Raw genomic sequence first — 22,724 nt, forward strand, 5'->3', positions numbered from 1 at the left:
TAAATTGTGGTTTTTTTAAACTTTCAGCTCACTAACCTGTCTATTGTGAAGACGTTTTTAAGCCCTATATCATTCTTTGTGGTGATATTGTAATTTTTGGGCACAAGGTGATTAGACCAGTATTTTGCTGCTATTTACCGCGAACTCACTATAATAGTTCGCTAAAGTGAGAAAAGTTTGCTATTCGCTACTTTTACCCTTAAGTTTATATCTGATATTCGTATAAACGCTTATAACTCACAAGATAAAGGATTTTAGTCGCATTATGACTGCAAAGTTTAAGATTTTAGTCATCAATGGTCCTAACTTAAACATGTTAGGCCGTCGAGAGCCGGATAAATACGGTTCGAAGACACTAATACAAATTACCGATGAACTAAATGATGCAGCTGCGGCGCTCAATGTTGAACTTGAGCATTTTCAAAGCAACAGTGAAGCTGCACTGATTGAGCGTATCCACGATGCATGGCAACAGGTCGATAGTATTATTATCAACCCTGCCGCATTCACGCACACCAGTGTTGCATTACGTGACGCCCTATTGAGCGTTGCAATTCCATTCTTTGAAGTGCACCTGAGCAACATTCATCAACGGGAGGCCTTCCGTCACCACTCTTATTTTTCAGATGTGGCGCAAGGTGTTATCTGTGGTTTTGGTGCAATGGGCTATCAATTCGCGCTACAAGCAGCGGTGAGCCGGTTGCAAGATTCGAATTAAAAACTAACTAACAGGCGGGTTTTTCATGGACATTCGCAAAATTAAAAAATTAATCGAACTTGTTGAAGAAACAGGTATTGCTGAACTAGAAATCACTGAAGGTGAAGAGTCGGTACGTATCAATCGTCATAGCCCAGCTCCAGTTGCTATGCCACAACAGTACTCGGTTCCTGCACCAGTAGCTGCTCCAGCTCCAGTAGCTGCTCCAGCAGCTGAAGCACCAACGGCAGCACCTGCACAGCCTACTGGCCACCAAGTTAAATCTCCAATGGTAGGTACTTTCTACACTGCATCTTCTCCTGAAGCACCTGCATACGTAGAAGTAGGTTCAAAAGTAAATGTTGGCGACACACTTTGTATCGTTGAAGCGATGAAAATGATGAACCAAATTGAAGCTGACAAAGCTGGTACTGTTAAAGCTATCTTGGTTGAAAATGGCGAGCCAGTTGAGTTCGATCAACCACTTTTCATCATCGAATAATCGCGCAACCCAAACAAGGCATCAACTATGTTAGATAAAGTTGTAATCGCAAACCGAGGTGAAATTGCACTTCGCGTGTTGCGCGCCTGTAAAGAGCTCGGCATTAAAACGGTTGCGGTACACTCTACCGCTGACCGCGACTTAAAACACGTGCTTCTTGCAGATGAGACTATTTGTATTGGTAAACCAGCGGCTTCTGAAAGCTACCTAGATATTCCTCGTATTATCGCAGCGGCTGAAGTAACTGACGCAGTAGCAATTCACCCTGGTTATGGCTTCCTTTCAGAAAACGCAGACTTTGCCGACCAAGTTGAGCAAAGTGGCTTCATCTTTATCGGCCCTAAAGGCGACACGATTCGCGTGATGGGTGATAAAGTGATGGCTATCGAAGCAATGCGTAAAGCTGGCGTACCATGTGTACCTGGTTCTGACGGCCCGCTTACTGAAGATAACGATCGCAACATGCAAATCGCTAAGCGCATCGGTTACCCAGTAATCATCAAAGCAGCTGGCGGCGGCGGTGGCCGTGGTATGCGCGTTGTTCGTAGCGAAAAAGAGCTGGTAGATTCAATCGCTCTTACACAGCAAGAAGCAAAGCAATTCTTCGGTAACGGCATGGTTTACATGGAAAAATTCCTTGAAAACCCACGTCACATCGAAGTGCAAGTACTTGCTGATGGCCAAGGTAATGCAATTCACCTAGGTGAGCGTGACTGTTCAATGCAGCGTCGTCACCAGAAAGTTGTGGAAGAAGCACCAGCGCCAGGTATTACTGCGGAAATGCGTAAGTACATCGGTGAGCGCTGTACGCGTGCTTGTCTTGAAATTGGCTATCGTGGTGCGGGTACGTTTGAATTCCTATATGAAAATGGCGAATTCTACTTCATCGAAATGAATACACGTATTCAGGTAGAGCACCCAGTAACTGAAATGGTTACCGGTATCGACCTTATCAAAGAGCAGCTGAAAATTGCTGCCGGTCAGCCTCTATCAATCACGCAGAACGATGTAGTGATCCGTGGTCATGCGATTGAATGCCGTATCAATGCGGAAGATCCTAAAACGTTTATCCCTTCACCGGGTAAAATTACTCGCTTCCACCCTGCAGGTGGTTTGGGTATTCGTTGGGATAGCCACATTTATGCGGACTACACAGTACCGCCTCACTATGACTCAATGATCGGTAAGTTGATCTGTTACGGTGAAAACCGTGACGTAGCGATCGCTCGTTCACGCAACGCTTTAAATGAACTTGTGATTGACGGTATCAAAACCAACACTGAGTTACACAAAATTATTTTGTCGGACGAGAACTTCCATAATGGTGGTACAAACATCCACTATCTTGAGAAGAAGCTTGGCCTATAAATAAAATGTTAAGCAAAGCCAAAAGCCGACGTTAGTCGGCTTTTTTTGTTTTTAAGCGCAAATTTCTCAGTTTTGGACAGATCGACCAATAAGTAAGCGATTGATTTATACAAACATAAATAATCGCCAGCTAGCTAGTGACAAGGCCTAGAAAACTTTTTATACTGCTCGGCGCTTACTTGAGGATATCTCCTATCCTTATAAATTACAGTAAGCACCAAAGATACAAAATGGCCCTATAGCTCAGTTGGTTAGAGCGCACGACTCATAATCGTTAGGTCCCTGGTTCGAGTCCAGGTGGGGCCACCATTTACTAAACCCTCATTTACCTTAGCATTCATTCGCGCCTATATACCTAACGTTGTTAATACCCTTCCAACAAGTTTAGTGCACCTTACTTTTAATAAACTCCTCGACTTGCAAGTCCAGTTTCGTTTTCCACTGTGTAGGTAGTTCACGTTCAACTTCCGCTAAAAACTGTGTTGCTTGTGCTGTTGGGTTCACATGATGTGCGGCTTTTGCCCATAGGTAGCTTTTTGCCAACAGGGCTGAGCCATCAGTAGCGCTAGATTGCAGCTTTTTCCAATACATCTTCGCTGTTGGTTCATAGGCTTTTTCCATAAAACGAGATGAAGCTAATTCCATCAAGAACAGCGCTCTATTCGCTGCGTCTTCCCCTCCTTGCTGCTGGCCAATAAGCCGCAGATAAATCTTTGCGAGCTTATATGCGGCTTCTCCAGAGTCATTATTTATTGCTTGGGTATACCAAAACTCTGCCTGCTCTATATTGAATACTTCGCTGTAGTTTGCGTATATGTCGCCCAATGTCACTTGCGCTTTAAGTGCACTTCGTCGCGCCGCTTGTACGCACCAATTTATGGCTAGTGGTAGATTTCGCTGTTGCCACTGAGTACCTAAATATAAACGGCCTATGTCACAAGCAGCTTCGTATACACCATCGTCATACGCTTTTTTAAACCATTCTTCAGGCCTGTCATTGTTATCAACACCATGGTTATGCACAATACAATAACCATATTCCTGTTGTGCGACCGGGATGCCATTTTTTGCGGCATACGAAAATAACTCGCACGCTCTTTTAGAGTTTGACTCTACTTGCCCCCAACCGTTTTTATAAAAGAGAGCTAATGAAAAATGAGCCTCTGTGGAGCCTTGATTGACGAGCGCTGAAAAGATTTCAAAAGACTGTTCATAGTTTTCTGCAGCGAGCGCCTCATACCCACTTGCAAGAGAGCCATTTGAACTCTCAGCATAACTTGAAGATAGGGGCATTAAGCTAGAAATGAGCAATAAGCACGCAAAATGACCCCTTGTTGATTTCCACAGCATTGAGTTAGTTTCTCGATGGGTAAATGCCTTGAAGTGCAATAGCCCAAGTTACCGCAACATATGGCATCCGATTCTCATGGGATAACCCGCCTCCCGTATCAGCGACAGCCGTCAAGGCCGTAAGGTTATTCTGTGCAACCAAACTAAATGAAATTGAGTCGGTATTCATCATGACATCCGGAGCATCGGACGCGTATCTCAACCCTCCCAGAGAGTTGCCCGCGGGACTTTTCGAATCTGCTTTACCGCTGAAGGCATACAGATCAACAACACCATCTATGTCTATATCACCTGAGATATCAGTTAGTGCGGTATGAGAGTGCGCTGGTATCTGCGCTGGTGACAGGGTAACTTGCTCAACCCCACCTCTTGCACCGAGTTGATAATTATTTAAACCCGGGCCATTACCCCAACCAATTAGAGCGCGACCACGGGTGTCTGGTAAAGCGAAGGTTGTACGTCCATCACCACCATATGTGGTGCCTACAATAGAAAACAACGCTGTATTCTGAGCAATAGATAATATCTGGCCATGAGCCAAGGCATATCCTCGTGGTGCGAAGTTTCCGGCAAATGCACACATACTTCCGAGGAGCTGTGTACCCTCTCCAGCACAGGCAAACGCGTTAGTACCAAACATGATTGTGGGTATCATACTCGCTGTCACTAGCAATTTTTTAGTGAATTTTTTCATATTCTAACTCCTTTACTAGATAAGTTAAGGAAGCAAAATTGTTGGCTTTACCGCTAGTGCCATGAATAACTTAGAGTTAGTCTTCAACAATGCATTTGTTAATTAATAATTAACTTTGAGAGTATAGGTTAGTTTTGGCCAGGTAAGTCGCAGTGTTTAACAACGATTAATTTGATCAGGATGTGCAGCAGGGTTCACCATGCTAAAAAGCGACTCGTAGTGAGGATATTATCAGTCTATGATTCAGCCCTAACGCTGAATGCGATGCCCAGTACAAACGCTGGACATCGAAATACATTAAAGTGCAATTAATCAAACTGAGTTAATGCACTTGCCAATGTGCCCTCGGGCTTTTCAATAACACGAGCGATCTCTTTGTCACCATCAAGAACGATGAAGGTTGGCGTGTATTTAAGCTCAAATTCTTTCGCAATACCCATATCATCCTCTTTTGAGTAATCCACAGCGACAAGCTTCAATTCAGCAAGGTCCACATTGGCTTTTGCAAGTAACTTTAGCAAACGCGGAACTTCTCGCTGACTATCATGGCACCATGTACCAAAGAGGACGACTATCGATTTCCCTTGTAGATTTTGCATCAGCAGTAGATCTTCATCAGAAGCATCGAAATCTTCATATTCCTCTGAAAAGTCGTCATATTTTTCAAGTAGTGTATGTGTGTCCATTTGGCCAACAAAGGGCTCTTCTGCCCAAGACGAGATAGCCAATGTCAGTGAAAAAATCATCACCAGAGTTTTAATAATTGTGTGCATAGCAGAATGAGCTTTGGTATGTTGAGAAACTTATTTTAGACGTTACAGCTGTTCGAAGCTTCTGTCTAATTAAAAACTACTTAATAGTTTTCATGAGTTTACTGATGCGCGTTTACATAATTGGGCTAAACTTAGCTTACTAACTCGGGGGAGACATGCAACGCATTGATGAGCAGCTGCTTGCACAGCTAGAAGCGGGTTTTAAGCTACCAGTAAAACCAACTGCTTTACATCTGTTACAAGAAGAATTAAACCGCCCTGAACCTTGCTTAGATACGGTAAGCGAGTTGGTTGCGGCAGATGTTGCTATGTCCGCTGCAATATTACGCGTTGTAAACTCACCAGGATTTGGCCAAAACCAAGAAATCGCTGATATTAAGTACGCGGTTATCTTGCTCGGTTTAAACACAATCAGCCACATTGCTTCTCGCTACCTACTCAAGCAGGTTTTTCGCCAAGAAGCATGCTGTATTTCGCTCGCACGCTTTTGGGATACAGCAACAGAAATCTCTCGTCTGTGCTCATACTTAGGCCAAGGCGTTCGCAATAAGAATATTCAAGTCGATAATTTACAAACTCTGGGGTTATTCCACGATATTGGCATTCCGATGATGGCCATGAACTTCCCTGACTATGTGCATGTGTTGAATGAAGCGAACGACAATATCAACGTGTCGCTGACGGAAATAGAAGACAAGCGTTATCCGTGTAACCACGCTATTTTAGGGTTTTACATGGCGCACTCGTGGCACTTACCCAATATTCTGTGCAACACCGTGCTTAGGCATCATGATATTGAGTTCCTCGACGAACAACGCACCGAAGAAGAAAGAATTTATTACAGCGTGCTCAAAGTCGCAGAAAATATTGCTCACTTCCACAAGCGTTTTCGCAACATAAACTACTGGAGCAGCCTGCAACCTAAAGTATTAGAAACACTGGGCTGGGAAGAAAACCAATATCAAAATTATCTTGAAGCGGGCGAATCTTTACTAATTTATGGCTCAAGCTAAGTGCCGGTTAAATTCACATCACACCACTAAAATCTGTAATGAGACATGGTACACTGCTGCACATTATTGAATGTCGATGAGTGATAGTCAGCAGCATGCAAAATAAGCGAATTACCCTTGTTGTTGGGTCTAAAAACCCCGTCAAAATTAACGCCGCAAAAACCACCTTAGCCACCTACTTTCCTGAATGTGAAATTGACTGCAGAGGCGTTGATGCCCCATCAGGCGTTTCCGATCAGCCCTTGGGTGAACATGATACCCTGCTTGGTGCACAAAATCGCGTGAGTCATTGCCAGGCTCATTACGACGCTGATTTTTATATGGCGATGGAAGGGGGAGCTGCAAGTTTTGAATACGGCGCTGCCACCTTTGCCTATGTGGTGATTAGCCACAGGGGTAGCCAAAGTGTGGGCCGCAGCTGCAATTTACCACTACCACAATCACTTTATGCCAAGCTAGAGCAAGGCGAAGAACTCGGTGATGTCATGGATGCCGCATTCAACACCACAAATATTAAACAACAAGGGGGTGCCATTGGCCTGCTCACACAGGGTCATGCCACACGCCAAAGCACCTATCAGCAAGCGCTAACGCTGGCGATGGCTCCTTTCATTCACCCTGACTTATTTAAGAGCTAACAATGCGCTATCCATGGATTTTATTCGACGCTGACGAAACGCTGTTCCACTTTGATGCGTTTGCAGGGCTACAACTACTTTTTTCTAAGCTCAATATCGAATTCACAAAAGAAGATTATCAGGAGTTTGACCGGGTAAATAAACCACTGTGGGTGCAGTATCAGAACAATGAAATCACGGCAAAGCAACTGCAAGAAAGGCGCTTTTCTAGCTGGGCTGAGCGCGTCGATATTGCACCTAGCCAACTCAATTTATTGTTTATGGAAGCCATGGCCAGCATCTGCGAGCCTTTACCCGGCGCGATAGAGTTACTGAATGCCCTCAGGGGCAAAGCCCGACTGGGCATTATTACCAATGGCTTCACTGAGCTGCAAAGTGCACGACTTGAGAAAACAGGCCTAAGAGGCACGTTTGACTGGTTGGTGATCTCTGAGCAAGTAGGCTATGCCAAGCCGCATATGGCCGTGTTCGAGCACGCCTTTGAATTAATGGGTAATCCACCCAAACGTGAAATTCTCATGGTTGGTGACACCTTAGAGTCTGACATCCAAGGTGGCATAAATGCGGGCATTGATACCTGCTGGTTGAACCGACTTGAAAAAATCGCCCCAGAACACCTGCGCCCGACAATAGAGGTAAAGTCTTTGTGCCAGTTGCGTTCACTCTTGCTAGAAGAATGACAAAAAAATGCCAGCTTAGCTGGCATTTACACGGGATTATTTTGAAAAATCTTTAAACTTCTATTGGCTTACTTCCAAGAAGTCATCTTGTGACCTTTCAAAGCATAGAAAAGAATGAACAGATAACAAGGTAACATCACAAGATAAGCACCTTGTTGACCTTGTGCGGTGCCTTCTGAGCCACTCGCAAGGCCCCAGAATACCGGACCAAACGCACCACCAGCAATACCCATAATTAATAGGCCTGAACCGACGCTCGTGAGCTTACCTAAGCCTGACAATGCCAACGGCCATACTGCTGGCCACACAATCGCATTGGCAAAACCTAACACCGCAATCAGTACCAGTGGGTCTGGCAGCGCTACACCGCCGAACGGCACCAAGATGGCATTCGCAATCATAGTCGATTGCGCATCACCAAAGACAATTGCTAGGGTCAGTAAACAACCCAAAACCGCGGAAACAGTCAGCGCCGTTTGTTGTGAGATAACGCGTGGAATAAGCACAATGCCTAGCGCATAACCAATAACCATGCACACCATAGTGTAAGACGTCATCACGCTGTATTTTTCAACGCCCAACGCCAGCGCAAAAGTACCAATGGTGTCGCCGGCAATAACTTCTACCGCAACATAAACAAAAAGCGCTAATACACCTAATGCTAGACTTGGACGCGCCAGCGCCGCTTTAACTTGGCCTTGCTCTTGGCTTTGCTCTTCATCATCAGCCAACTCTGGTAATGGCGAGAATTTCACCGCCAGTGCCAGAACACCAATGAACAACGCCATGCCAATGTATGGCATGATCAGGCTATTGGCCATGTCATTGATTTCTGCTTGTGATAACTCTTTACCCACAGAGCCGGTGAAGTTACTTAAGATAAGCGCAGTAAACACCATAGGTGCTAATACACCCGCGCCTTTATTCAGAATCCCCATCACACTCACGCGCGCAGCGGCTGACTCTTCAGGACCAATGCGAACAACATACGGGTTTACCGCAGTTTGCAGTAACGTTTGGCCAATACCCATGACCAACTGAGCAAACAAGAACAGTGCAAATACTTGCGTTTTCGCCGCAGGCACGTACAAGAAGCCTGCAAGCATCATCACTGCCATGCCCAGCGCCATACCATTTTTATAGCCAATCTTGCGAATGATCATTGCCGAAGGCACTGCGGTGAAAGTCACGGCGATGTAGAAAGAGAATAAAATTAATGACGCTTGAAAAGGCGTCAAATCAAGAATTTGCTTGAGGTACGGCATCAATGAGCCGTTTAACCACGTCGCAAAACCGAGGATAAAAAACAGGGTGGCAACAATGGCCATTGGCACAAAGTTGCTTTGTTTGTTCGTATTAGACACTGTTGCTTCCATAAAATCTTCTCGTTGTCGATTTATATACCATCAAAACGGCGGTATTCATAATCATGAACGTCTCGTTTTGACGAGCACGGCTAAGTTAAGTCGCCTTTTTACCAGACTTTCGCTGGTTAGCTATTATTGTTGTAGTCGCACCACATTCACGCCCCGTTAGATTACAACTAACAGTTAGTTTACAAAAATGACAGCGCTGCCATAAACTTTACGTCAAAAGCGATTACTTTACCAGCAAGAATTCAGAGACTGAAATAACAACTTAATAAACAGTTAGTTGGCATACTTTAATTACTTTTGAAAGGCAAGATTTATAAGGCTGTGAGCCAACATAAAGGGGGATCACAGCCTAATTAAATTACTCGACAACAACGCTCGTTGTGCGACTTGCTTGGCTATTCACGCGTGTTCGCAACGTGATTTTCGCCACGTTATTAACCACGATTGGAGCTGTGTAAATTTGCCACGTTTTGCCACCATCCGTGCTGAATTCTATTGGTAATCCAGCAAACGCGCTGTTGGCATACAGCTTACCATCTTGAATTTTGGCGCCTGGTACAGGTAAGTGGAGGTCAATACCATCACGGTCTAGCTTCTGCAATTCTTTGTAAGCTAAGGCAGCAGCGAAACCCTGCCAATCCAGTGCTTTTTGCTTCTCGTTGACCGTATCACCTTCCCATGGCGCTTTATTCCAAGCCCGCTCAGCAACGGCAAGAATACGCGGAAACACCATTTCTAACATTTGTTCTTCTGTACGAATTGTTTCTGACCACACCTGCCCTTGCATACCAAGGATGTTTTCTGGCTTTTCCAATTTAGGCATAGGTCGACCAACTAACGCCTCTAAGTTGTCGATTTTTTCGCGTGTACGTGTGTAATCAGCGTTGGCATACACATTATCTGGCATGTATCCAAATACCTTTTGAGTATCGGTATAACGTGTCGCCCAGTAGTAACCACGCTCAGCGGGATGCGCCTCATACGGGTGGTCAAAGTATAAGTGTGTGCCGTGTGAAAGCACCACTTGGTAACCATCATTGGCTAAACGATAGGCTCTGTCTGCAACACCCCATTCCCAGATATTATCCCACGCATTAGTGAAGAAGGTTTTGTTGGCATATTCATTACGATTAAAAGAGTTCACCTTGTCGTACATAATGCCATCTTCCCAGATGCCCGGCGCAATACCACGTTTGTGCAGAAGGTCAGCCACGCGCTTGGTGAAATACGGTTTTAAGTCAGCGACGCCCGCTACACCATTGTTCGGCTCTGCAAATAGCGCCTGACACGCTGGCGAGCCCAGCCACGAGCCTGCACCCACCTCATCACCGCCAATGTGCAAGTAATCGAGTTTAGTGCCCGCTTCACGGTACATCTGCTGTAGCTCATAGGTGACTTTGTCGATGAAGGCATAGGTTGAGTCCATACACACGTTCATGGAGTTGTCGGTGTAGTTCTGGACCGTGATATAACTCGAGGTGTCTTTTGGATCAGTGAGTAGGTACTGAGTCGCTTTCGACAAATCCGCCGTGGTGATCTCCTGCGGACCCAACTGCTGATTAGTAAGCGAGTTACGCGCCATACTTTGTGCATCGGCCTTAAGTTTACGGTAACGCGCTTCCATTGCTTTAATAGAGGCACGAGCGTGACCTGGACCTTCTATCTCTGGGATAATCTGCACATGGCGCTCACTAGCAAATTTCAGCAGTTCGATAAAATCATTGCGGCTCATAAAGCCATTGCCCGACCCTGATTTAAAAGGGCCTGTGCCTAGCTGAGTCAACAAACATTCATTTTCTTCTAAATCAAAACAACGATACGCGCCCACTTCGGTGAGTTCCGGTAATCCCGGGATTTCAAGGCGCCAGCCTTCGTCTTCAGAAAAGTGCCAGTGCAGGCGATTCATCTTGTAGCGCGCCATTTGCTCTACAAGTTTAAACATCGCCTCTTTACCGTGGAAGTTACGGCCGCTGTCGTAGTGCATTCCGCGCCATGAATAGCGAGGTGCATCGTTAATTTCAACATTTGCAAGCGTCGGGCTGCCATTTGCTGGTAAGAGTGCCAGCAGACTCTGCATCGCGTAAAACGCACCTGCGTTGTCCGCAGCGATGATGCGAATGCGCTCACCGTCGATGTCCAACTCATACCCTTCGGATTGGTTTATGCCAGAGTCCACTGAGACAGTAATTACTTTGGTTTTAGGCGCGCTAATGTGATCTGGCTGGGCATCAAGGTTAAGTTGATACTTGTTCTTAAGGCTTTGTTGAAACAAGGTCACTTCGGATTTAAGTTGGCCTGCAAAACGGATCTGCCAAGTATTATCTAGCATCGTGATACCACGATTGATGTCCACACTTTGCGGTTTAGGGATAATGCGTTGGTGCGCCGCTTCAGCATCGACCACGGCATTGCTTTGATTACGTTCAAAGCGCACATTAGCATCTATCAACACCGTTTTATCGAGCGGTTGATTGTAACGGCGTAACTGCTGCTCAGTGGTAAAAGGCGCCACAAAGTCGCTGAAATCTTCGGAGTCCGTGTTAGCGAAAATAGCTGGCTTAGTGCCTTTGGCAACCACAAATGCACGCGGCATAAAGTCACTGTAAGCAACAACCCACACGGCGGCTTCAAACGGGATAGTTAACTGTGCACCGCTTGCTAACCCGGGGAACTCAGCAGTTGGCGTTAAACGGTGTAAATCGCCATTAACATGCTCAATTTTAAGTCCTTGGCTGACGCCTTCGGTCATTTTGCGCACATTGTGCAAATAGATTTGCCAATCTTGTTTACCCGCGGGTAAATCAACATCAGAACGATTGGTTAGCGTTATTTCCCCCAAGAAGCTTTTATCTTGGTTATGAAAGTTGGTTTTTACTGAATACATCAACTCAGTATTGGCAGCAAAGGCATCTACTTGCTGTTGTGTTAACTGCGCAGTTGCAGCCAGTGGCATCATCAAGGCCGCAATTAAACTGGGTTTAAACATATTCACTCCTACCCTCGGACAATCGTTATAATTTTTGGTGCGATTGTTTACATCATATAAAATAAAAAATGACAGCGCTATCATTTGCGCTAAATTATGACCAATTGTCGACCTAAGTCCTATAAATAAAGCGGCCAGAAGCCGCCTTATCTGCATCAACAATTGGCTTAGTAACCCGCAGCTTGCCCATCTTTACGTGACTCAGATGCACCGTAATAAACTCCGTTTTGTGGGTCTTTTAAGATAGCTTGATAACCACCGTAAGGTCCTACAGCTTCTTGCAGGGTGTGGCCTTTTTTCATCAATTCACGACGCGTTTCCATACTAAAACCGCTCTCTAGTGAGACGTAACCGCCATCGGTCATGATTTCATCCGTAGGCTGAGTTGAACCTGAGTGCAAGATACGCGGGGCGTCGCCCGCTTCTTGTAAGTTCATACCAAAATCAATCATGTTGATAAGAATTTGCGCGTGCATTTGCGGCTGTGTTGCGCCGCCCATCACGCCATAGCTCATATACGGCTTGTTATCCTTGGTCACGAACGCAGGAATAATGGTGTGGAATGGGCGCTTACCCGGCTCATATTGATTGAAGTGACCTTCGGTTAACGAGAAAAGCTCACCACGGTTTTGCAATACAAAACCCAATTTCTCAGGCGTCATGCCCGAGCCCATGCCACGATAGTTACTTTGGATCAAAGAGACCATATTGCCGTGCTTATCAGCGGTTGTGAGATAAATGGTGTCACCCTCAATCGGCCCTGCGTGGTCACGTTTCGCCGCTTTGTTCGGGTCGATTAATTGACGGCGTTCATTGGCATAGTCTTTGGAAATCAAACGTTCGACGGGAATATCGTTGAACGCAGGGTCGGCGTAATATTTTGCGCGATCAGCGAAGGCGAGCTTTTTCGCTTCAACAAAAGTATGAATATACTCTGGGCTATCAAATCCCATCCCCGCGATATCATAGTCTTCGAGGATATTGAGGATTTGTTGCGCGGCAATACCTTGACCATTAGGTGGCAATTCCCACAATGTGTAACCACGGTACGTTGTTGCCACTGGTTTCACCCACTCACTGGTGTGATTGGCTAAATCTTCATAGGTGATATAGCCGCCGTTTTCTTTCATGTAGCTGTCTATCTCTTCGGCAATCTTGCCTTTGTAGAACGCATCACGGCCGCCCATCGCAAGCTGTTTGTAGGTATTGGCAAGTGCTGGGTTTTTGAAGATTTCACCTTTTTTCGGCATCTCACCATCTGGCATAAAGACTTCTTGGAAACCCGGATATTGACCACGCGCGGAGACACTGCGTTGCATGTAATAAGCAATCAGCTCACTCACAGGAAAGCCTTTCTCTGCGTATTCAATACTTGGCTTTAAGATTTGCGCCATGGGCAGTGAGCCGAACTTTTTATGCAGCTCAAACCAACCATCTACGGCACCAGGAACTGATACTGGAAGAGGGCCATAACTTGGGATCTTGCCTTCTTCTTTGGTAATTTTTTTCAGTTCTTCAAAACTCAACCCCAGAGGTGAACGACCCGAGGCATTTAATCCGTGGAGTTTGCCATCTTCAGCTGAGTAGACAATTGCAAAAAGGTCACCGCCGATACCACATCCTGTTGGCTCAACAAGACCCAACATCGCATTAGCCGCAATGGCTGCATCAATCGCATTACCGCCTTGGCGCAGGATATTAAGGGCTACTTGGGTGGCTAATGGTTGAGAAGTTGCGGCCATGGCTTCAGTGGCAATCACTTCAGAGCGAGTGGCAAACTCTTTGCCTGTGATACGGTCTTGTGCAAACGTCATTCCTGACGACAATAAGCTCAGCGAAATCCCTGCTAGGCATAATCCTTGTTTAATTCGCTTCATTATTATTCTCTACTCTTCGTTAGGGTAAACAATTACGTTAAACAACTAACTTAGTAGATAAATACGCTTGGACGCAATGGGGTTGCGTTAATAAGGGCGGGGAATGAGACAAAATTGTTATAAAACAAAGGCGCGGGCTATTAGTTAGGGTACAAACCCAAGACTAAAAACCTCACGCCTTAGCATCATTAGATGATATCAATTACCAGATTTTCACACGTGCTTCTGGCTTGATGTACATCTCATCACCTTCTTTAACATCAAATGCTTGATAGAATTCTGGCATATTTGGAAGTACACCAATTACACGATAGTGACTTGGTGAATGAGAATCCGTCATTAGGCGATTACGTAGCTCTTCATCACGGTATTTACGACGCCAGATTTGCGCCCACCCCATGAAGAAACGTTGATCACCCGTGTAACCATCGATCACTGGTGCATCTGTACCACCGAGTGATAACTGATACGCTTTGTACGCAACAGTTAAACCACCAAGGTCACCGATGTTTTCACCCAGCGTCAGCTCACCGTTAACGTTTGCATCTTCAAATGGTGCGTACTCATTGTACTGAGATACTAACTTCTGACCGCGCTCCTGGAACTGTGCCAAGTCTTGCTCACTCCACCAGTTACGTAGGTTACCGTCACCATCGTACTTCGCGCCTTGGTCATCAAAACCATGGCCTAGTTCGTGCCCAATAACCGCACCAATCGCACCGTAGTTTACAGCATCATCCGCTTCAAGATTGAAAAACGGAGGCTGTAGAATCGCCGCTGGAAACACGATTTCATTGTTTACTGGGTTGTAGTAAGCATTCACCGTTTGCGGTGTCATGAACCACTCGCTACGATCAACTGGTTGACCTAGCTTGTTACGCATTTCATCGTAAGACCACTCGCTGTGACGAATAAAGTTACCCGCTAAATCATCTGCTTTGATTTCAAGCGCAGAGTAATCTTTCCATTTGTCTGGGTAACCAATTTTTGGTGTGAACTTGTTCAGCTTTTCTTTCGCAGCCACTTTGGTTTCAGCGCTCATCCACTCAAGACCATCGATTGCTTGGTCAAAACCTTTAATTAAGTTAGCAACCAACTCTTCCATACGCGCTTTGGCTTGCGGTGGGAAGTTGTCTTTAACGTAGACCTTACCAAGCAATTCACCCAACACCGAGTTAGCTGAATCTACTGCTTTTTTCCAACGCGGTTGCTGCTCTTCAACACCACGTAACGTTGTACTATAGAATGCGAATTTACGGTCAACGAACTCTTTGCTTAGCTCATCTGAATAATTGCTAACAAAGTGGAACGTCAGGTAGTTTTGCCATGTTGCTAAGTCAGTCTTCGCGTAGATTTCACCCAGCTTTTCAAAGTATGAAGGTTGGCGAACAACCAGCTCTTCGGCATTTACTTTTGACTGTTTCAAGTACTGTGCAAAGTCGAACTCGCCCATTAATTCATTTACTTGTGCAACCGTCATCTTGTTGTACGCTTTAGTCGCATCACGGCTTTCAACGCGGCTCCATTGCGCAGTTGCTAGCTCAGTTTCAAGTGCGAGGATATCTGCAGCAACTTTATCCGCGTTTTCAATACCAGTTTTCGTTAAGATGTCAGTGATGTAGGCTACATACTCAGCACGAATGTTAGTGAATTTCTCATCGTCTTTTAGGTAGTAATCACGATCTGGAAGACCCAAACCTGATTGCGATACATACAAGGCATACTGGCTTGAGTTTTTCGCATCGTTATTTACCCACCAAGCAAATGGTGTTGTACCACCTTGAATACGGATACCTGCCATTAAGTTAACCAACGCACCTTTATCAGCAACCGCCGCGATGCTCTCTATGTATGGCTTTAATGGCGCAATACCTTTTTCTTCTAGCGCTTCAAGATCCATAAAGCTCGTGTAGAAAGCGCCTAACTTTTGCTCATCGCTACCAGCAGGTGCAGCTGTATTTTTAGCTGCTGCTTCAATAACTTCTTTCAACGCTGCTTGTGATTGGTCATAAAGTGCAGTGAATGAACCATAGTTTGATTTATCGCCTGGAATTTCCGTGCGCTCTAGCCATTTGCCATTGATGTGGTAGTAGAAATCATCTTGAGCACGTACCGCGCTATCGATGTTTGCCAACTCAATACCTGAACTTAGTTGTTGCTCTTTTTTTGTTTCTTTTTCTGCAACTTTTTGTGCTGGTTCAGCTTGTGTATTAGCGCTTTGCGGTTGATCGTTACAACCAGCAAGGCCCAAGGCAATGGCTGTTGCAGCCGCTGCTAATGTTACTTTATACATTTTATTATCCCGATTTTGTTTATGAAGGAGTGTTTCCTAGCATCCCCATATTAAACCCAAGGTGAAGATGCGAGAAACGCAGTTTGTAACAAATTATGAACACAATTTTTCTAGGATAGCCTGATTCGCTTCTGGGAAAGCGTACTGCGCTAGTTCATTGATCGCGACCCATTGTCCTTGCTGACCTTCAGCGCCTTTTGGCTCACCTGTAAAGTCACTCACTTTGTGGATATCCAAGCACACTTTTTTATCACCATAATCGTGCTCTATCACCATAAACGGTTCACTACTATGCACATCGATGGCAACTTCTTCTAATAGTTCACGAGCAAGTGCTTGGGTCGTGGTTTCACCCGATTCTATTTTACCGCCTGGGAATTCCCAAAGGCCGCCTTGGTGTTTCTCGTCTGGGCGCTTACAAATAAAGCTTTGCTGACCACGAAGAATGATCCCCACCGCTACATTGACTACTTTTTGACTCATTTTTTACTCCATAAAAAAAGCGGCTACAGCCGCTTTTTTAAATCACTCGAACGTTATTAGCTTAATTTGCCACAACATTGCTTATATTTTTGACCAGAACCACATGGACACGGAGAGTTACGACCTACTTTTGGTTCAGCGCGCGCTGACACAGGAGCAGGTGCTTCACCGCCAACATGCTCAGCTTCAGCATGCTGATATTGGCGAGGAGCCTCTTCCGACTTACGATGTTGCTCTTCAACTTTCTCAACGTCTTCTTCAGCACGTACTTGTACTTTGCTAAGAATATTTACTACGTCGATTTTTAGGTTCTCAAGCATCGCAGAGAATAGCTCGAAAGACTCGCGCTTGTACTCTTGCTTTGGATTCTTCTGAGCGTAACCACGTAAGTGAATACCTTGGCGTAGGTGATCCATTGCTGCAAGGTGGTCTTTCCAATGTTGATCCAAGCTCTGTAGCATAACCGCTTTTTCGAATTGACGAAGCACTTGTGGGCCCACCATTTCTTCTTTCGCTTTGTAGGCATTCATAGCTTCTTCAACGATACGGTCACGCAGCTTTTCTTCAAACAATTTATTGTCATCAGCTAGCCATTGCTGGATTGGTAAATCTAGCAAGTAATCGGCTTTCAAACGATCTTCTAGTGCCGGCACATCCCACATTTCTGCTAGAGATTGCGGTGGAATGTATTGGTCAATAACACCATTGATCACATCGCTGCGAATTGCATCGATGGTTTCTGAAATATCGCCTTCTTCAAGTAGCTCGTTACGCTGTGCGTACACAACACGACGCTGGTCGTTGGCCACGTCATCATACTCAAGTAATTGCTTACGAATATCGAAGTTACGAGCTTCAACTTTACGCTGAGCGTTTTCAATTGCACGGTTTACCCAAGGGTGTTCGATTGCTTCACCGCGTTGCATCCCCAGTTTACGCATCATGTTAGTCATGCGCTCACCTGCGAAAATACGCATTAATGCATCTTCCATAGATAGGTAGAAACGGCTTGAACCTGCATCGCCCTGACGACCAGAACGACCACGAAGCTGGTTATCAATACGGCGTGATTCATGACGCTCTGTACCGATGATATGAAGACCGCCCGCAGCGATTACATCATCATGACGTTTCTGCCATTGCTCTTTGATTTTCGCAATTTGCTCGTCAGTTGGATTTTCAAGCTTTTCAGCTTCGCTTTGCCAGTTACCACCTAGCATGATGTCGGTACCACGACCGGCCATGTTAGTGGCAATGGTTACTTTACCAGGAAGACCTGCATCAGCAACGATGTCAGCTTCCTGAGCATGGAATTTAGCGTTTAGTACGTTGTGTTGAATCTTTTCTTTACGTAAAAACTGAGAAAGGTACTCAGAGCTTTCGATTGAAATAGTACCCACAAGTACTGGCTGGCCGCGTTCTTGGCAATCTTTGATGTCTGCCAAAATCGCTTCGTATTTTTCTTCTTGAGTCAGGTAAACCAAGTCAGCACGGTCGTCACGGATCATTGGCTTATTGGTAGGAATCACTACAGTATCGAGTGCATAGATAGACTGGAATTCGAACGCTTCAGTGTCCGCGGTACCTGTCATACCTGCTAACTTGTCGTAGATACGGAAGTAATTCTGGAAAGTGATTGAAGCCAGAGTTTGGTTTTCGTTTTGAATTTTTACACCTTCTTTTGCTTCAACAGCTTGGTGTAAACCTTCAGACCAACGACGACCTTCCATCGTACGACCTGTGTGTTCATCAACGATGATAATTTCGTTGTCTTTAACAACGTAATCTACGTCTTTTTGATATAGCTTATGTGCACGAAGAGCAGCATAAACATGGCTTAACAGCGTAATGTTGCCAGCTGAATATAAAGAGTCACCCTCTTCTATCAAACCACGCGCCGTTAGCAACTCTTCAACTTTAACTTGGCCACGCTCAGTCAGGTGAACCTGCTTTCCTTTTTCGTCGATAGTGAAATCACCATCGCCTTCAACACCTTCTTCATCTTCTTTTTCTTGAAGCACAAGCTCAGGAACGATGGTGTTAATTTGCGCGTATAGTTGCGATGAATCTTCTGCAGGGCCAGAGATAATAAGCGGCGTACGCGCTTCATCGATAAGGATTGAATCCACCTCATCCACAACTGCAAAGTTCAGTGGGCGCTGCACGCGCTCATCAACACTGAATGCCATGTTGTCGCGCAGGTAGTCAAAGCCAAACTCGTTGTTGGTACCGTATGTGATATCTGCTGCGTATGCATCTTTCTTCTGCATAGGCATCATACCAGGCACGTTACAGCCAACGGTTAAACCAAGGAATTCAAATAATGGACGGTTTGTTTCAGCGTCACGTTTTGCTAGATAGTCATTCACCGTAATTACGTGAACACCTTTTCCTGAAATACCGTTGAGGTAAGCGGGCAGCGTCGCTGTTAGCGTTTTACCTTCACCGGTACGCATCTCTGCGATACGGCCTTGGTGCAATACCATGCCGCCAATTAGCTGTACGTCAAAGTGACGCATGCCGTATACACGTTTTGATGCTTCACGCACCACTGCGAATGCTTCTGGTAACAGATCATCTAAGCTTGTGCCGTTGTTATAACGTTCACGAAACTCAGCTGTTTTTGCTTTTAGTTCTTCGTCGCTGAGAGACTCTAGCTGACCTTCCAGTGCATTTATTAAAGCGACCGTTTTGCGTAAATTTTTAATTGTGCGGTCATTGCGACTACCAAATAACTTGGTAAATATTTTCGTGATCATGATTTAACCGTTACATTCTCATCTGCGTTAAGCGCTCTGGGTTCTTCTAGAAAGACCCTGATTCACTCGCGAACTATCTAATCCATTTTTACCGCGCTCAAATGACATAAGGGCGTTGGTTGTGGACCAATTGAGTGTGACTGCTTGAGCGGTGTACTTTTGAGCGACATCATAACAAACTCAATGAATTGCAGCACCTAATAATACCAATTACATTAGCCCCATCAGCAGCCCCACTGGTAACCTGCGTTTACAGTGTCTAGCCCATAAAAACTAATGGCATTGGTATTATCGCTGGCCTATCATAACGTTCAGAGAAATCTTTGCAAACTTCGAAATGGTAAGCGGGGTCCAAATACACACATTTGGCTCAAGCATCGTAATGAGAAGTGGTGACGATTTGGACAAATTCAAGAGGTAAATGCTGTTTATGGCAAAAGATCGTTATGCGCCAAAACAAATAAACGAAGTCTTAGGGAAGTTAAACCCTAAAATCGGCTCTCGCATAGCTGGCTATAGCGCAAAATCTGAATCATTAGCAGCACAACAAGTAACATTGCATCAGGCTGTGGGGGAAAACCTAGCCAAGAAGTGCAATGTAGCCAACATCCGTGAAGGCACACTCATTATCGAGGCCGCAACAGCCACTGTAGCGCTTAAGTTAAATTACATAAAAATGGATATTCTTTCTGCATTTAGGCAAAGCGGAATGGTCGATTTATGCCAAGTAAAAATCAATACTTCGCCAAACGCGGCACAACGAATACCAAAAACTATTGTCCAGCCCACGGTGGGTGAAGGCCAGAGCAGCAAACGAAAAATGAGCGCGCAAACAGCTGAGTATTTGGAGCACATTGCCGAATCTGCGCCACCGTCTCTGCAAGAGAAGTTAAAACGATTAGCTCAACACGGCAGACAAAAAAAAATGACGCTTTGAAGCGTCATTTTTTATCTAATTTACATCACATTAAGCTCTGTGTAGCTCAAGCGCAGGAGCAGGCATAGACACGGTGTCTTCAAATGTAGCCCATTCCCAAGCTGACTCTGTTGCCATAATCTTACGCAACAACTTGTTGTTCAAATCGTGACCTGACTTATACGCAGTCAGTTTGCCAAGAATATTGTGGCCGGTCATGAACATGTCGCCAACACAATCTAGAATTTTGTGTTTAACGAACTCATCAGCATAACGAAGACCATTTGGGTTCAGAACTTTGAACTCATCCAACACAACCGCGTTATCCATGCTGCCACCTAGTGCAAGGTTGTTGGCATGCATGTACTCGATATCCTTCATGAAGCCAAACGTACGCGCACGGCTGATCTCTTCAATGAAGTTCTGTGGGGTAATATCCAAACCAATACGTTGGCGGCTTTCGTTGATAGCTGGGTGATCAAACGCAATTTCAAAGTCAATGTGGAAGCCGTCGTACGGCTCAATTTCAGCCCACTTGTCGCCTTCTTCAACACGCACTTTTTCTTTGATACGAATGAAGCGCTTTGCAACGTTTTGCTCTTCGATTCCGCCTTTCTGAAGTAGATAGATGAAAGGTAGCGCACTACCATCCATGATCGGTACTTCACCGCTATCAAGTTCAACGATTAGGTTATCAATACCTAACGCCGCAACCGCAGCAATCAAATGCTCGGTTGTTGATAAGCGAACGCCGTCTTTATTAGTTAAACAGGTACACAATTGCGTATCGCCCACCGCTTCCGGGGTCGTTTCGAAATCCACAACCGGATCAAGGTCCACGCGACGAAATACTATCCCAGTATTCGCGCTCGCTGGTCGGAGAGTTAAGGAAACCTTCTCACCCTTGTGGAGACCAACACCCGTGGCTTTGACTACTTCTGCAATCGTACGCTGTTTGATCATAGGCTTTCGCTCACTTAATAACTAAAAATAGACGGCGGATTGTATCACATATCGCACCAGTTAACAAATTAGTTTATTTTTTACACTAATCAGCTTGTTTTCTCAGGAATGCTGGAATGTCGAAATAATCACCACCATCATCCTGCTTTTTGCTGCTTGGAGCCGACTTAGTTTCTTGGCTCGGAGCATTTGTTGCAGTTTGCGCTACAGAACCTGAAGCTGAGCTTACTGACTCTTCTGTCGGTTTTGACTCTTCAAAACTTGAAGAAGTTCCTTGCGTTGCGAAGCTTGGCACAAACATAGATGTATTATGCGTGCTTTGCGTGCTCTGAGCGTTCACATCTGAACCTGCCGCACGTTTAAAGCCGTTATCAACCACACCGAACTGAGGACGACGATCGCCACCTAGGCCTGTCGCAACGACAGTTACACGAAGTTCATCACTCATTTCCATATCAATAGCAGTACCCACGACAACCGTAGCGTTTTCAGACGCTAGCGCTTTTACGTGGTTACCAACGATTTCAAATTCTTCGATTGATAAGTCCATACCCGCTGTAATATTTACAAGGATACCCTTCGCACCGGTTAAATCGACATCTTCAAGCAGTGGGCTTGAGATAGCTGCTTCTGCAGCTTCTTGCGCACGGTCAGGACCTGATGCTGCTGCTGAACCCATCATTGCCGTACCCATTGCTGACATTACTGTACGTACGTCGGCGAAGTCCACGTTGATCAAACCTGCGCGCGTAATTAGCTCTGCAATACCTTGCACCGCGCCGTAAAGTACGTCGTTCGCTTTCGCAAACGCATCTAGAAGTGTTGTGCCTTTACCCAACACTTTTAATAACTTGTTATTTGGGATAGTGATCAATGAGTCAACGATTTCAGCTAATTCGCTGATACCTTGATCCGCTGCAGCAGCACGTTTTTTACCTTCGAAATCGAACGGACGTGTCACTACAGCAACTGTTAAGATACCCATCTCTTTTGCAATGCGCGCAACAACAGGCGCCGCCCCGGTACCTGTTCCGCCACCCATACCAGCAGCGATGAATACCATATCCGCGCCTTCTAATGCGCTTTTAATTGTTTCAGCGTCTTCTTCGGCACTCTTTTTACCGATTTCTGGGTTTGCGCCCGCACCTAGACCAGACGTGATTTGTGTGCCTAGTTGCACCGTGACATCTGCAGATGATTTACGTAGTGCCTGAGCATCAGTGTTAGCCGTGATAAATTTCACGCCTTCAATGTGCTGTTGCACCATGTGTTCAACGGCGTTACCGCCACCACCACCTACACCTATTACTTTGATAACAGCTTCTTCGCTGTGTTCTTCCATCATATCAAACATTT

Annotated in this window: 18 protein-coding genes and 1 tRNA gene; 8 read left to right on the plus strand and 11 right to left on the minus strand. The window is 45.3% G+C overall.

Going from position 1 to position 22,724, the window contains the following annotated elements; translation table 11 throughout:
* Positions 1-265 precede the first annotated feature (265 nt).
* The 4 genes from aroQ (at position 266) to ACH19P_RS00105 (ending at position 2,876) form a co-directional block, all read left to right on the plus strand.
* Positions 266-718 (plus strand): type II 3-dehydroquinate dehydratase, encoded by a 453-nt coding sequence (gene aroQ / locus ACH19P_RS00090; protein WP_347390243.1) that lies wholly within the window; start codon positions 266-268, stop codon positions 716-718.
* A gap of 25 nt (positions 719-743) precedes the next feature.
* Complete coding sequence (gene accB, locus ACH19P_RS00095) at positions 744-1,199, plus strand: acetyl-CoA carboxylase biotin carboxyl carrier protein (RefSeq protein ID WP_462156526.1); 456 nt, start codon at positions 744-746, stop codon at positions 1,197-1,199.
* 27 nt (positions 1,200-1,226) lie between these two features.
* Positions 1,227-2,567: an acetyl-CoA carboxylase biotin carboxylase subunit gene (accC, locus tag ACH19P_RS00100; protein WP_462156527.1), complete on the plus strand. Its 1,341-nt coding sequence runs from the start codon at positions 1,227-1,229 to the stop codon at positions 2,565-2,567.
* Between the two features lie 232 nt (positions 2,568-2,799).
* A tRNA-Ile gene (locus ACH19P_RS00105) sits at positions 2,800-2,876 on the plus strand.
* Between the two features lie 75 nt (positions 2,877-2,951).
* Here ACH19P_RS00105 and ACH19P_RS00110 read toward each other — a convergent pair.
* From ACH19P_RS00110 to ACH19P_RS00120, 3 genes are all read right to left on the minus strand, one after another.
* A complete protein-coding gene (locus tag ACH19P_RS00110) occupies positions 2,952-3,860 on the minus strand; it encodes a tetratricopeptide repeat protein (RefSeq protein ID WP_462156528.1) in 909 nt (302 codons plus the stop codon).
* 61 nt (positions 3,861-3,921) lie between these two features.
* Positions 3,922-4,611 carry a phage tail protein gene (locus ACH19P_RS00115; RefSeq protein ID WP_462156529.1) on the minus strand — a complete coding sequence of 230 codons (690 nt, stop codon included), beginning with the start codon at positions 4,609-4,611 and terminating at the stop codon, positions 3,922-3,924.
* A gap of 308 nt (positions 4,612-4,919) precedes the next feature.
* Positions 4,920-5,384, minus strand: a complete 465-nt coding sequence (locus ACH19P_RS00120; RefSeq protein ID WP_462156530.1) for a thioredoxin family protein — start codon at positions 5,382-5,384, stop codon at positions 4,920-4,922.
* A 155-nt stretch (positions 5,385-5,539) separates the two neighbouring features.
* Between ACH19P_RS00120 and ACH19P_RS00125 the strand changes: the two genes are divergently transcribed.
* The 3 genes from ACH19P_RS00125 (at position 5,540) to yjjG (ending at position 7,715) form a co-directional block, all read left to right on the plus strand.
* Positions 5,540-6,397, plus strand: a complete 858-nt coding sequence (locus ACH19P_RS00125) for an HDOD domain-containing protein (protein ID WP_462156531.1) — start codon at positions 5,540-5,542, stop codon at positions 6,395-6,397.
* A 95-nt stretch (positions 6,398-6,492) separates the two neighbouring features.
* Positions 6,493-7,035, plus strand: a complete 543-nt coding sequence (yjjX, locus tag ACH19P_RS00130) for an inosine/xanthosine triphosphatase (protein WP_462156532.1) — start codon at positions 6,493-6,495, stop codon at positions 7,033-7,035.
* A gap of 2 nt (positions 7,036-7,037) precedes the next feature.
* Positions 7,038-7,715, plus strand: coding sequence for a pyrimidine 5'-nucleotidase (gene yjjG / locus ACH19P_RS00135; protein WP_462156533.1), 678 nt, complete (start codon positions 7,038-7,040; stop codon positions 7,713-7,715).
* Between the two features lie 68 nt (positions 7,716-7,783).
* Here yjjG and nagP read toward each other — a convergent pair whose 3' ends face one another.
* The 6 genes from nagP to secA all read right to left on the minus strand — a co-directional run bounded on the left by nagP (position 7,784) and on the right by secA (position 19,489).
* Positions 7,784-9,091 (minus strand): N-acetylglucosamine MFS transporter NagP, encoded by a 1,308-nt coding sequence (nagP, locus tag ACH19P_RS00140; RefSeq protein ID WP_462156535.1) that lies wholly within the window; start codon positions 9,089-9,091, stop codon positions 7,784-7,786.
* A 358-nt stretch (positions 9,092-9,449) separates the two neighbouring features.
* On the minus strand, positions 9,450-12,077 hold the full coding sequence (locus tag ACH19P_RS00145; protein WP_462156536.1) for a family 20 glycosylhydrolase: 2,628 nt from the start codon (positions 12,075-12,077) through the stop codon (positions 9,450-9,452).
* 167 nt (positions 12,078-12,244) lie between these two features.
* Entirely contained in the window at positions 12,245-13,957 is a 1,713-nt protein-coding gene (gene ggt / locus ACH19P_RS00150) for a gamma-glutamyltransferase (protein ID WP_462159288.1), read from the minus strand.
* A 199-nt stretch (positions 13,958-14,156) separates the two neighbouring features.
* Entirely contained in the window at positions 14,157-16,247 is a 2,091-nt protein-coding gene (locus tag ACH19P_RS00155; RefSeq protein WP_462156537.1) for a M13 family metallopeptidase, read from the minus strand.
* A gap of 93 nt (positions 16,248-16,340) precedes the next feature.
* A complete protein-coding gene (gene mutT, locus ACH19P_RS00160; RefSeq protein ID WP_462156538.1) occupies positions 16,341-16,730 on the minus strand; it encodes an 8-oxo-dGTP diphosphatase MutT in 390 nt (129 codons plus the stop codon).
* Positions 16,731-16,786: 56 nt separating this feature from the next.
* A complete protein-coding gene (gene secA, locus ACH19P_RS00165; protein WP_462156539.1) occupies positions 16,787-19,489 on the minus strand; it encodes a preprotein translocase subunit SecA in 2,703 nt (900 codons plus the stop codon).
* A gap of 430 nt (positions 19,490-19,919) precedes the next feature.
* Here secA and ACH19P_RS00170 point away from each other — a divergent pair, with 430 nt between their 5' ends.
* Positions 19,920-20,426: a DciA family protein gene (locus ACH19P_RS00170; protein ID WP_462156540.1), complete on the plus strand. Its 507-nt coding sequence runs from the start codon at positions 19,920-19,922 to the stop codon at positions 20,424-20,426.
* Positions 20,427-20,456: 30 nt separating this feature from the next.
* On the opposite strand, the gene lpxC is transcribed toward ACH19P_RS00170, so the two are convergent.
* Both lpxC and ftsZ read right to left on the minus strand, forming a co-directional pair.
* Positions 20,457-21,368, minus strand: coding sequence for a UDP-3-O-acyl-N-acetylglucosamine deacetylase (gene lpxC / locus ACH19P_RS00175; protein WP_462156541.1), 912 nt, complete (start codon positions 21,366-21,368; stop codon positions 20,457-20,459).
* Between the two features lie 85 nt (positions 21,369-21,453).
* Positions 21,454-22,722, minus strand: coding sequence for a cell division protein FtsZ (gene ftsZ / locus ACH19P_RS00180; RefSeq protein ID WP_462156542.1), 1,269 nt, complete (start codon positions 22,720-22,722; stop codon positions 21,454-21,456).
* Between the last annotated feature and the right edge of the window lie 2 nt (positions 22,723-22,724).

The organism is Pseudoalteromonas sp. GB56, from assembly GCF_054923835.1.

What these genes read in the sequence shown, in the direction of transcription:
- aroQ (WP_347390243.1), top strand. Translation starts at nt 266, where the DNA reads ATGACTGCAAAGTTTAAGATTTTAGTCATCAATGGTCCTAACTTAAAC.
- accB (WP_462156526.1), top strand. Translation starts at nt 744, where the DNA reads ATGGACATTCGCAAAATTAAAAAATTAATCGAACTTGTTGAAGAAACA.
- accC (WP_462156527.1), top strand. Translation starts at nt 1,227, where the DNA reads ATGTTAGATAAAGTTGTAATCGCAAACCGAGGTGAAATTGCACTTCGC.
- ACH19P_RS00110 (WP_462156528.1), bottom strand. Translation starts at nt 3,860, where the DNA reads ATGCCCCTATCTTCAAGTTATGCTGAGAGTTCAAATGGCTCTCTTGCA.
- ACH19P_RS00115 (WP_462156529.1), bottom strand. Translation starts at nt 4,611, where the DNA reads ATGAAAAAATTCACTAAAAAATTGCTAGTGACAGCGAGTATGATACCC.
- ACH19P_RS00120 (WP_462156530.1), bottom strand. Translation starts at nt 5,384, where the DNA reads ATGCACACAATTATTAAAACTCTGGTGATGATTTTTTCACTGACATTG.
- ACH19P_RS00125 (WP_462156531.1), top strand. Translation starts at nt 5,540, where the DNA reads ATGCAACGCATTGATGAGCAGCTGCTTGCACAGCTAGAAGCGGGTTTT.
- yjjX (WP_462156532.1), top strand. Translation starts at nt 6,493, where the DNA reads ATGCAAAATAAGCGAATTACCCTTGTTGTTGGGTCTAAAAACCCCGTC.
- yjjG (WP_462156533.1), top strand. Translation starts at nt 7,038, where the DNA reads ATGCGCTATCCATGGATTTTATTCGACGCTGACGAAACGCTGTTCCAC.
- nagP (WP_462156535.1), bottom strand. Translation starts at nt 9,091, where the DNA reads ATGGAAGCAACAGTGTCTAATACGAACAAACAAAGCAACTTTGTGCCA.
- ACH19P_RS00145 (WP_462156536.1), bottom strand. Translation starts at nt 12,077, where the DNA reads ATGTTTAAACCCAGTTTAATTGCGGCCTTGATGATGCCACTGGCTGCA.
- ACH19P_RS00155 (WP_462156537.1), bottom strand. Translation starts at nt 16,247, where the DNA reads ATGTATAAAGTAACATTAGCAGCGGCTGCAACAGCCATTGCCTTGGGC.
- mutT (WP_462156538.1), bottom strand. Translation starts at nt 16,730, where the DNA reads ATGAGTCAAAAAGTAGTCAATGTAGCGGTGGGGATCATTCTTCGTGGT.
- secA (WP_462156539.1), bottom strand. Translation starts at nt 19,489, where the DNA reads ATGATCACGAAAATATTTACCAAGTTATTTGGTAGTCGCAATGACCGC.
- ACH19P_RS00170 (WP_462156540.1), top strand. Translation starts at nt 19,920, where the DNA reads ATGGCAAAAGATCGTTATGCGCCAAAACAAATAAACGAAGTCTTAGGG.
- lpxC (WP_462156541.1), bottom strand. Translation starts at nt 21,368, where the DNA reads ATGATCAAACAGCGTACGATTGCAGAAGTAGTCAAAGCCACGGGTGTT.
- ftsZ (WP_462156542.1), bottom strand. Translation starts at nt 22,722, where the DNA reads ATGTTTGATATGATGGAAGAACACAGCGAAGAAGCTGTTATCAAAGTA.